This is a genomic window from Methylomagnum sp. (assembly GCF_054333355.1).
On record NZ_JBTEKS010000133.1, the window covers coordinates 1 to 10,328 of the forward strand.

At 62.1% G+C, this 10,328-nt stretch carries 11 protein-coding genes; all 11 read left to right on the forward strand.

Going from position 1 to position 10,328, the window contains the following annotated elements; all coding sequences use genetic code 11:
- The coding region (locus tag ACXWUF_RS11655) for a hypothetical protein (protein ID WP_458494852.1) at positions 1 to 254 on the forward strand (254 nt) is incomplete at its 5' end.
- Entirely contained in the window at positions 193 to 1,203 is a 1,011-nt protein-coding gene (locus tag ACXWUF_RS11660; protein ID WP_458494853.1) for a DUF4034 domain-containing protein, read from the forward strand. The genes ACXWUF_RS11655 and ACXWUF_RS11660, both read left to right, overlap by 62 nt.
- A gap of 320 nt (positions 1,204 to 1,523) precedes the next feature.
- Entirely contained in the window at positions 1,524 to 2,927 is a 1,404-nt protein-coding gene (locus tag ACXWUF_RS11665) for an APC family permease (protein WP_458494854.1), read from the forward strand.
- A 125-nt stretch (positions 2,928 to 3,052) separates the two neighbouring features.
- Positions 3,053 to 4,480: a glutamate--cysteine ligase gene (locus ACXWUF_RS11670; protein WP_458494855.1), complete on the forward strand. Its 1,428-nt coding sequence runs from the start codon at positions 3,053 to 3,055 to the stop codon at positions 4,478 to 4,480.
- Positions 4,468 to 5,511, forward strand: coding sequence for a M14 family metallopeptidase (locus tag ACXWUF_RS11675; protein WP_458494856.1), 1,044 nt, complete (start codon positions 4,468 to 4,470; stop codon positions 5,509 to 5,511). The genes ACXWUF_RS11670 and ACXWUF_RS11675 overlap by 13 nt, the downstream gene beginning before the upstream one ends.
- Before the next feature lie 137 nt (positions 5,512 to 5,648).
- Positions 5,649 to 5,939, forward strand: coding sequence for a hypothetical protein (locus ACXWUF_RS11680; protein ID WP_458494857.1), 291 nt, complete (start codon positions 5,649 to 5,651; stop codon positions 5,937 to 5,939).
- Positions 5,940 to 6,238: 299 nt separating this feature from the next.
- Positions 6,239 to 6,859 carry an L-threonylcarbamoyladenylate synthase gene (locus ACXWUF_RS11685; protein ID WP_458494858.1) on the forward strand — a complete coding sequence of 207 codons (621 nt, stop codon included), beginning with the start codon at positions 6,239 to 6,241 and terminating at the stop codon, positions 6,857 to 6,859.
- 28 nt (positions 6,860 to 6,887) lie between these two features.
- A complete protein-coding gene (locus tag ACXWUF_RS11690) occupies positions 6,888 to 7,571 on the forward strand; it encodes a site-2 protease family protein (RefSeq protein ID WP_458494859.1) in 684 nt (227 codons plus the stop codon).
- Between the two features lie 111 nt (positions 7,572 to 7,682).
- Positions 7,683 to 8,504, forward strand: coding sequence for a segregation and condensation protein A (locus tag ACXWUF_RS11695; protein WP_458494862.1), 822 nt, complete (start codon positions 7,683 to 7,685; stop codon positions 8,502 to 8,504).
- 1 nt (position 8,505) lies between these two features.
- Positions 8,506 to 9,123: an SMC-Scp complex subunit ScpB gene (gene scpB / locus ACXWUF_RS11700; RefSeq protein WP_458494860.1), complete on the forward strand. Its 618-nt coding sequence runs from the start codon at positions 8,506 to 8,508 to the stop codon at positions 9,121 to 9,123.
- Complete coding sequence (rluB, locus tag ACXWUF_RS11705; protein WP_458494861.1) at positions 9,077 to 9,979, forward strand: 23S rRNA pseudouridine(2605) synthase RluB; 903 nt, start codon at positions 9,077 to 9,079, stop codon at positions 9,977 to 9,979. The genes scpB and rluB overlap by 47 nt, the downstream gene beginning before the upstream one ends.
- Positions 9,980 to 10,328 lie beyond the last annotated feature (349 nt).

Below are 10,328 nucleotides of genomic sequence, written 5' to 3' on the forward strand. Positions count from 1 at the left end.
CAAAAAAACCGCCCCGTCAGAACAACCATGGGATTTACATGGGGCGAGGACAAGCAAAACGTATTCAAAATAAAGAACACGACAATGCGAAAAATTTGTCCTATTCCGATAAGTCCAATTCTGCTTTTGATGCTGTACTTAATCGTGGCACCGGGCTTGGCCTGCAAACAATCCAGCGGCGCCCCGGATCGTATGAGCATCCTAATCCTACTAGAAAACCGCGACTTCGACGGGCTGGACAAGCTACTGGATAACCTGCAAAAAAAGGCAGAAAAAGATGCCTCCCAGGAAATATATGTTTCCCTCGCCTTTGAAACTTTCAGCGAATCTAAGCTGAACCACGAAGCCATCCTGAATCACTGGGTGGCGATCCATCCCGAATCCTATGCGGCTCACCTCGCTGTAGCCGAATATCTCTGGCATTTTGTTCAAACCCAATGGGTCAACAAAAGCGCCAATCTCTCACCCGAGCAACGCAAGCGGCTGGACAATGGGTTTGGACAGGTGACCCGTCACGTTAAGGCCGCGCTGGCGCTACGCCCACGCTTGGTCGAAGCCCATTATCTGCTACTCAGAACAGCCTTGTTACAGGGCGACAGGGAAGGCGAACGGGCGTACATGCGGCAGGCGCTGCAAGTGGCTCCAAGCAGTTTCCGCATCCGTAGCGCGCACATGCAGGCGCTATCGCCGCAATGGGGGGGATCGCACGAGGCCATGGCGGGTTTCGCCAATGAATCGCAAGCCTACGCCGCCGAAAACCCACGCCTAAAGATGCTATGGGGTTTCATCCCGTGGGATAAGGGGCTGAAGGCAGCCCTGGACGGTGACTACCCCAGAGCCATCGGCTTCTTGTCCGAAGCTATCGAAGCGAGGCAATACGCGACCTTTCACATGGATCGCGCCAAGGTCTATTGCCTCACGAACGATTACGCCAAAGCGCTCGACGACTCCAATGTTGCGCTCAGGCTTTATCCACAAATGCCCGAGGCGCTAGGCAATCGGGCGCGAATCTTGCTCAAGCTGGGCCGGGCCGAGGAAGCCGCCGCCGATCTGGACTTGGTCGCGAAGCTCGATCCCGGCGACCAGATACACAGCGACTCCCCGGAAAACGCGGTCGAAAGCTTCCCATTGAAAGCCTGCGAAGACCAGGACCGTAGTCGGGCCATCAAGTTCTTCGACACAATCTCCAACATCGCCCCCTAAGCAAGCGGCTTAGCGCTCCATCCGTTTCCTCCCTCTCCAGCGGGGAAAGGGTTGGGGTGAGGGGCATTTAAACGGTTTCTCTGCCTTAACCCTTTCAATATGGCGCCCCAAAAGCCAAGACTGGGACAGCCATCAGCTTTGTTAAGGGAAGGAATCCTTTTTTGATCCCCTCACCCTAGCCCTCTCCCGCTGGAGAGGGGACCAAAGCCTCGTTTCACACATAACGCGATTGCCCCAGCCGCCGACCTAGCGGCTTGCATTCCCCCTGCCTCCGGTCCACATTACCGCGCCATGCCCACCCCACCCGATCAGGAGGCCGCGTGCCAAACGCCATTTCGACCCAAGACCCGCAACCCCGCCGGGCGCTCGGCCCGCTGACCTCGGGCGCCATCCTGGCCGGGACGGTCATAGGCACCGGCATTTTCCTGGTGCCCGCCACCATCGCCCGCGAAGTCGGCTCGGTGGGCATGGTGTTCCTGATTTGGGCGGTGGGCGCCCTGTTGTCCCTGGCCGGGGCGTTGACCTATGCGGAACTCGGCTCGACCTTCCCGGCGGCGGGCGGGGAATATGTGTTCCTGCGCCGGGCCTACGGGCCAATCTGGGGCTTCCTGTTCGGCTGGCAACAAGTGGTCATCGGCAAAACCGGCTCCATTGCGGGCATCGCCATCGCTTTCGCCTTGTTTCTCGGTTTCTTCATCGACGGGCTGGATGCGGAATGGCTGCGGCTCGAAACCGGCCTCGGCCTGTGGCGGTTGAACGGGATGCAGCTCGCGTCCATCGCCACCCTCGTGAGCTTGAGCGCCGTCAACGCGCTGGGCGTGGCCTTGGGCGGGGCCGTGCAGGGCTTCCTCACCGCGCTGAAAGTGGGCGCGATTCTGGCCTTGGTTGTGTTGGTGTTTGGCAGCGGCAAAGGCTCCTGGACACACTTCCAAGCGGCGGGCGATCCGATGCCGGGCGGGCCGCTGGAACAAATCACGCGCTTCGGCGCGGCCCTGGCGGCGGCGCTGTGGGCCTATGACGGCTGGAACAACCTGACCATGGTCGGGGCGGAAATCCGCGACCCGCACCGGACCATTCCCCGCGTGCTGATTTTCGGCGTGCTGGGCGTGGCGGCGGTGTACATGCTCGCCAATCTGGCCTATTTCTACGCCCTGCCCTTGGCGGCGGTGCAGCATTCGGAACGGGTGGCCCAGGATGTGGCCCAAACCGTGTTGGGTGGCTTCGGCGGCACGGCCCTGAGCTTGGCGGCGCTGGTGTCCACCTTCGCGGCCTTGAATGGCTCGATCCTCACCGGTGCCCGGATTTTCTACGCCATGGCCCAGGACGGGCTGTTTTTCCGGGGCGCGGCCCGCTTGCATCCGACCCGGCGCACCCCCGTCATCGCCCTGCTCTGCCAATGCCTCATGGCCTGCGGCTTGATTCTGCTGTTCGGGCAGGACAAAGCCGCTTTTGAACGGCTGCTGGATTACGCCCTGTTCGGCACCTGGGGTTTCTACGGGATTACGGTGCTGTCGGTCATCGCGTTGCGCCAACGGCACCCGGAATTGCCCCGGCCTTACTTAACTTTGGGGTATCCGTGGATTCCGCTGCTGTTCGCCCTGGTGGCGGTGCTGTTCTGCCTGAGTATCGCGCTGCGGCGTCCTTATGAAACGGGATTCGGCCTGATTCTGCTGGCCGCCGGGTTGCCCTTTTATTATTTTTGGCGGTCTAAATCCGTGGCATGATGAATTCTTCGTGCGGGTGGGTTTAGGCGCACGCGACACCGGCGACAAATATCAAGCTTCCCACGCTGTGCGCCTAACCCACCCGACGAAAAAACCAATCCACCCCCGGACGGAAGACGCGAACCATGGGACAGGAAATCGGCAAAACCCAATTCTCCGCCGCCGAATTCGAAGCCTTCGGCCACCGGCTGGCGGAGGAAACCGCCCTCCTTTCCGAACTGATTCGGGAAGGCCGCTGCTCGGCGCGCGGCCCCATCACCGGGTTCGAGTTGGAAACTTGGCTGGTGGACGCGGGGATGAATCCGTCGCCCCTCAACGCGGAGTTCCTCGTGGCGTTGAACGACCCGCTGGCCACCCCGGAGCTGGCCCGCTTCAACGTGGAATTCAACAACCAGCCACGCCCCGTGCGGGAGGCCGCGCTGGCCGACCTGTACGCCGATTTGCACGGCCTGTGGGACAAAGCCAGCGCCACGGCGGACGCCCTGGGCCTTAATTTGCTGGCGATAGGCATTTTGCCGACGGTGCGGGAGGCGATGCTGAATCTCGGCAACATCTCCGCCATGAACCGTTACCGCGCCCTCAACGAGCAGATTCTCGGCCTGCGCCAGCAACGGCCCCTCAAGCTGGATATTTGCGGCCACGAACGGCTCGCCAGCCGCCACGCCGACGTGATGCTGGAAGCCGCCGCCACCTCGTTTCAAATCCATCTGCAAGTGCCGCTGGACCAAGCGCGGGCTTATTTCAACGCGGCCCTGCTGGCCTCGGCGCCGCTGGTGGGCGTGGCGTCCAATTCGCCCTTCCTGTTCGGCAAGGATTTGTGGGCGGAAACCCGCATCCCCTTATTCGAACAAGCGGTGGACTCGGGCGGATTCCAGGGTGCCGCCCACGGTCCTTTGCACCGGGTGAGCTTCGGCACGGGCTATGCCCAGCGCAGCCTCGCCGAGTTGTTCGAGGAAAACCTGGCCCATTTCCCGGTGCTGCTGCCCATCGTGTCGGACACGCCGCCGACGCAATTCGCCCATTTGCGCCTGCACAACGGCACCATCTGGCGCTGGAACCGGGCGCTGGTGGGCTTCGACCCGGACGGCACGCCCCATGTCCGCATCGAACATCGGGTGATTCCCGCCGGGCCGACCCTGGTGGACATGATCGCCAACGCGGCGTTTTTCTACGGCCTCGCCGACAGCTTCGTGCGGGAGGAATGGGAACGGGCCATTCCCTTCGCCGTCGCCAAGGACAATTTCTACCAAGCGGCCCGCCATGGCTTGCCCGCCCTGATGACCGACCGCGAGGGCGGCAAGCGGCGGCTGACCGACTGGGTGCTGGACGAGTTATTGCCCGCCTCCGCCGATGGGCTGCGTCACTTGAAGCTCGACGGGGGAGACATCGCCTATTATCTTGGCATCATCGAACGCCGGGTGGCGTCGGGGCAAACCGGGGCCGACTGGCAGCGCCGCTTCATCGCCCGGCACCCACAAGATTTTCACGCCCTGACCCGCGAGTACCTAAACCTACAACGCACCGGAGAACCCGTACATCAATGGCCCCTGTAACGCCCGCCCCCCAACTCGTCGAACTCGACGCCATTCCCGAAGGCTTGCTCGAAATCCCCGCCGACCGCCTGCACACCCTTCTGCCCGGCCCCGCCCTGCTCCACCTGGCCGGCGGGCGGGAGCCGCCGCTGTTCGTGTCGGTGCTGCTGCACGGCAACGAATCCGCCGGGCTCTCCGCCGTGCAAAGGTTGTTGAAAAAATACCGAAACCGGCCCCTGCCCCGCGCCCTGTCGATCTTCTTTGGCAACATCGAAGCCGCCAAGCACGGCGTCCGCCGCCTGGACGGACAGCCGGATTTCAACCGGGTGTGGCCGGGCACGCCCCACGAGCCTTGCGCGGAAACGGCCTTGATGGCGGGCGTGGTTGAAGCCATGGCCCGGCGGAAGGTCTTCGCCAGCATCGACGTCCACAACAACACCGGGTTGAATCCCCACTACGCCTGCGTGAACCGGCTGGATCATCGGTTCTTCCATCTGGCGACGATGTTCAATCGGCTGGTCACGTATTTCACCCATCCCAAGGGCACCCAGACCGCCGCCTTCGCCGCGCTGTGCCCCGCCGTCACCCTGGAATGCGGCAAGTCCGAACACGCCCACGGCGCCGAACACGCGTTCGAATATCTGGACGCCTGCCTGCATCTGGCGGAAGTCCCGGACCATCCCGTGGCCGCTCACGACATCGACCTCTACCACACCCTCGCTCAGGTGACGGTGCGGGAAGACTGCGCGTTCGGCTTTCAGGGCGAGAATCTGGACCTGCTCTTAAATGACGACCTCGACCACCTGAACTTCACCGACTTGGCGGCGGGCACGGACCTGGGCGAAGTGGCCGATCATCTGGACCGCCTGCCGGTGCAGGCCATGGACGAAACCGGGCGGGACGTGGCCGGGGATTATTTCGAGATTCAGGAAGGCCGGTTGGCGTTGAAGAAAAGCCTGATGCCGTCCATGTTCACCTTGGACGAAAAGATCATCCGGCAGGATTGCCTGGGATATTTGATGGAGCGGATCACCACCAGCCTGGGTCGGTAATCACTCCATCAGGACTTACATAAAGCCTTTTGGAAGAAGCCGTGGGATTCACGAAAGGAACCTTGTCGCCGCCAGAAAGTCTCTGAATGGGCCGACATCCGTCGGCTTTACAATTCATAACTACAAAAGGAGGAGCTATGTTTGGCGGCATTATCGCGGCAGCTATTGCCTTCTGGTTTTATCGCACGGCGGAATCACACCGCCTACCCAATTTTCAATGGGCGGTGGCCGGGTTACTTTCTTTCTACATTCCCAATTTCATTTGGAGTCTAGCCATCGCCAAGCCCATGATGAACAACCTGCACGCCCAAAACGCCACGGGCACGGCGGGCATGCTGGGGTATTCGTCGGTGTTTGTCGGCTTGGCGGTCGCACTCGCGGTGTACTTCCTGGTCTTGAAACGGGTCACCGCAAAATCCGCCGGTTAATTGGTGGGTTTTGCACAAGGGGCGGGATTTGCTGCCCGCCCCTTCTCGCCGCCATCGGATGGACGATCAGCCGAATATTCTTCACGCGGCGGGAAATGTCCGGTGGTGATGTTCCCTTCGACTCCGCTCAGGGAACAGCTATCGCCGTTGTCCGATTTGAGGGCATCCATTGCCGTTGGCTGAGCGGAGTCGAAGCCAACACCCCAAGCCGTTCAATTTCGCCCGCGCAAGGCATAAGCATCATCGGCGCAGAGTTCATGTCGATGCCGAACCCCGCCCGTCTATAGTAAACTAGCCAGATGGCACAATATTTTCAGGTACATCCGAAAGACCCACAGCCGCGCCTCATCAAGCGCAGCGTGGACATCATCCGGGACGGGGGACTCGTCGTCTATCCCACCGACTCCTCCTATGCCCTCGGTTGCCGGATGGACAACAAGGACGCCCTGGAACGCATGCGCCGCATCCGCCAGCTTGACGAAGACCACAACTTCACCCTGATTTGCATCGACCTCTCGCAAATCTCCACCTTCGCCAAAATCAACAACGAGGCCTTCCGGCTCATCAAATCACTGACGCCGGGTCCGTTCACCTTCATCCTGTCGGCCACCCGCGAAACCCCCCGCCGCCTCCTGCACCCCAAACGCAAAAGCATCGGCATCCGCCTCCCGGACAACCCCATCACCATGGCCTTGGTGTCCGAATTGCAGGAGCCGCTGTTCAGTTCCACCCTGATCCTGCCCGGCGAGGACGAAGCCATGGCCGACCCCGAGGACATCCGGGAGCGCTTGGAAAAGGAGGTCGATTTGATTATCGACGCAGGGATGGTGCCCTACGAACCCAGCACCATCATCGGCTTCACCGAGGACCGGCCCGAAATCCTGCGCCAAGGCAAGGGCGTGGCCGACAATCTCAAATAACCCCCGCTGACCACCAATCCCTTAACCGATGGAAGAATTAACCACTGTCGGCCGCTTTGCCATTTGGGCGTTGCCGGTCCTGTTCGCCATCACCCTGCACGAAGTGGCCCATGGCTGGGTCGCCAAGCTGCTGGGCGATAAAACGGCGGAAAAGCTGGGACGCCTGTCCCTCAATCCCCTGCGTCATGTCGATCCGGTCGGCACCGTACTGTTGCCGGGCTTGATGCTGGTGTTCACCAACTTCGTATTCGGCTGGGCCAAGCCGGTGCCCGTGGACTGGGGCAAATTGCGCCGCCCGAAACGGGACGTCGGGCTGGTCGCCGCCGCCGGTCCCGGCTCGAATCTGCTGATGGCCGTGGGCTGGATAGCCATCGCGAGGCTCGCCATCCTGCTCAACTTTGGCCTCGTGTCCCGCCCGCTGCTGTTCATGGCGGCGGCAGGCATCTACATCAACATCGTGTTGATGCTCATCAATCTGGTGCCCATTCCGCCGCTGGACGGTGGCCGGATCATGACCAGCCTGCTGCCGCCAAAAATGGCGCAGGCGTTCGCCAAAATCGAACCCTACGGCTTCATCATCCTGATTCTGCTCATCACCACCCACGCGCTGAACGCGATTCTGGGTGGGCCGCTGAGTGTCATGCTGGGCTACTCCCTGGAAACCGCCGGGATTCCGCCGGGCGTCCTGTACCAGTTGTTCGGGAATGGCTAAGCCCCCCGCCGTAGGTCGGGCACGTACTCGTGCCCGACATTTGGACGCACGCGGGGTAGCGCCGGGGATGGGTGCATGCCCGGCCTACGATTGGCCCGCCGCCCCTTCGTCATGAACGCCATCGCCGAGACGGTCGCCCGCCCGGAAGCCATCGCCCTCGTCAAAGGAACCCCGTTCACGGATTTGCCGGAAGACCTCTACATCCCGCCGGACGCGCTGGAAGTCTTCCTGGAAACCTTCGAGGGGCCGCTGGATTTACTGCTCTACCTCATCCGGCGGCAGAACCTCTCGATCATCGACATCCCCATCGCCGACATCACCCGCCAGTACATCGCCTACATCGACATGATGACCGAGTTGCGGATCGAACTGGCGGCGGAGTACCTGCTGATGGCGGCGCTCTTGGCCGAGATCAAATCGCGGATGCTGCTGCCCAAACCGGTGGCGGCGACCGTGGACGAGGACGATCCCCGCGCCGAACTGATCCGCCGCTTGCAGGACTACGAGCGCTTCAAAGCCGCCGCCCAAGACCTCGACGCCCTGCCCCGTTGTGACCGGGACGTGTTCGAGATTGCCACGGACACCAGCGCCATCAAGGTGAACAAGGTCTACCCGCAAGTCGATTTGCAGGAGGTCTTGCTGGCCTTTCAGGACGTGCTGCGCCGCATGAATCAACAGACCAGCCACCGCATCCAGCGGGAACCGCTGTCGGTACGGGAGCGCATGTCCGGCATTCTGGTCCGGTTGCGGACGGAGCTGTTCATCCCCTTCGCCGAGTTGTTCGAGCGCAAAGAGGGCCGCCCCGGCGCCGTGGTGTCGCTGCTGGCGATACTCGAATTGTCCAAGGAACGGCTGATCGAAATCCTTCAGGACGAGCCGCTCGGGCCGTTACAAATCCGCGCCGCCGCCGCCTCCGCCAGCCCCGCCGACTGACGTGCAACTTAAAGCCATCATCGAAGCCGCGCTGCTGGCGGCGGGTCGGCCCGTGGCGCTGACCGAACTGCAAAGCCTGTTCGTCGAGGCCGAGCGCCCCGAGCCGCAGGCATTTCAACGCGCCTTAATTGAACTGGCCGAGGATTGCCGGCATCGGCCCGTCGAATTGAAGCAGGTGGCGAGTGGCTACCGGCTGCAAGTCCGGGAAGCCTTCTCGCCGTGGGTTTCCAAGCTGTTCGAGGAACGCCCGGCCCGCTACTCCCGCGCCTTCCTGGAAACCCTCGCCATCGTCGCCTACCGCCAGCCGGTCACACGGGGCGAGATCGAGGACATCCGGGGCGTGGCGGTGAGTTCCAATATTGTCAAAACCCTGTTGGAACGGGGTTGGGTGCAATCCGTCGGCCACAAGGAAGTGCCGGGCCGTCCGGCCCTGCTTGCCACCACCCGGCAGTTTCTCGATTATTTCAACCTCACCAGTCTGGCCGATCTCCCGCCGTTGCGGGAATTCATCGACCGGCTGGACCTAGCCCTTCCTGAACCCGAACCCGATGACGACTCACAGGCCAGCCCCCATGCGGACACCCAAGCACCGATCCAACCCGCCCAACCCACCGAGTAAACCCGCCTTGCCCGCGCCGCCGCCCGCCGACGAGGCCGGTGAGCGCCTGCAAAAAGTCCTGGCCCGGTTGGGGTTGGGTTCCCGCCGCCAGGTCGAGGAATGGATACAGGAAGGCCGCGTCACCCTGAACGGCAAGCCCGCGCAGTTGGGCGACCGTTGCCGCCCGAACGACCGGGTGACACTCAACGGTCGGCCCATCGACATGGCTGGCCGCTCGGAGGAGCCGACCCGCGTGCTGCTGTATCACAAGCCCACCGGCGAGGTGGTGACGCGCCGCGACCCGGAGGGCCGTCCGGTGATCTTCACTCAGTTGCCGCGCCCGACGCGGGGCCGCTGGATCGCGATTGGCCGCTTGGACATCAACACCCAGGGCTTGCTGCTGGTGACGACCAATGGCGAATTGGCCAACCGGCTCATGCATCCGTCCCGCGAGATTGAGCGGGAATACGCGGTGCGGGTGCTTGGCCCGATCAGCGATGCGGTGCTGGACCGGCTCACTCAGGGCGTGACCTTGGAGGATGGCCCGGCCCGCTTTGAAACCATCCGGGTCGCTGGCGGGGAGGGCGCGAACCGTTGGTTCCACGTCACCTTGCGGGAAGGCCGCAACCGCATTGTGCGGCGGCTGTGGGATTCGCAGGGTGTGACGGTGAGCCGGTTGATCCGGGTGCGGTTCGGCGGGCTGGAACTGCCGCCGCGTTTGAAGGCCCGGACGTTTGTGGAGCTTCCGCCGGAGCAGGTGGCGGCGTTGATGGAGTCGGTGGAGTTGGTGTCGGATCAGCCGGTGGCGAAGGAGCGGGAGCGGCCTAAAGCGGCGGGGAGGCCGGGGGACGGGGGACGAAGGGGTGGAAGGCGGTAGTTTGGTGCCATAGACCGGGTTGGGACTTTGTGGAAGCCCAATTTATTCTCCGCTGGTGCTGGGTTTCGTTCCTCAACCTAGCCTACTGCGCTCGCTTGAAATCACGTATTAACCTCATTTTCAAGGTATCGCTAATAGCGTTTCTTGGGAATTGGTGTTATGCGGGAACGCCCCCTCATGCGCAAGAAAACCAAAGTTGCAATGATTCAATCATTGAGACTATTGAGCATTTCCTGAACATCAATGAGTTCAAAATCCCGACGCAGTTTCCGCAGGAAGGCATAGTTATCGCGACCGCCTGCAAGGTTAATCCAGCCAACCGAAAAACAACCATTGCCGCGATTGCTTA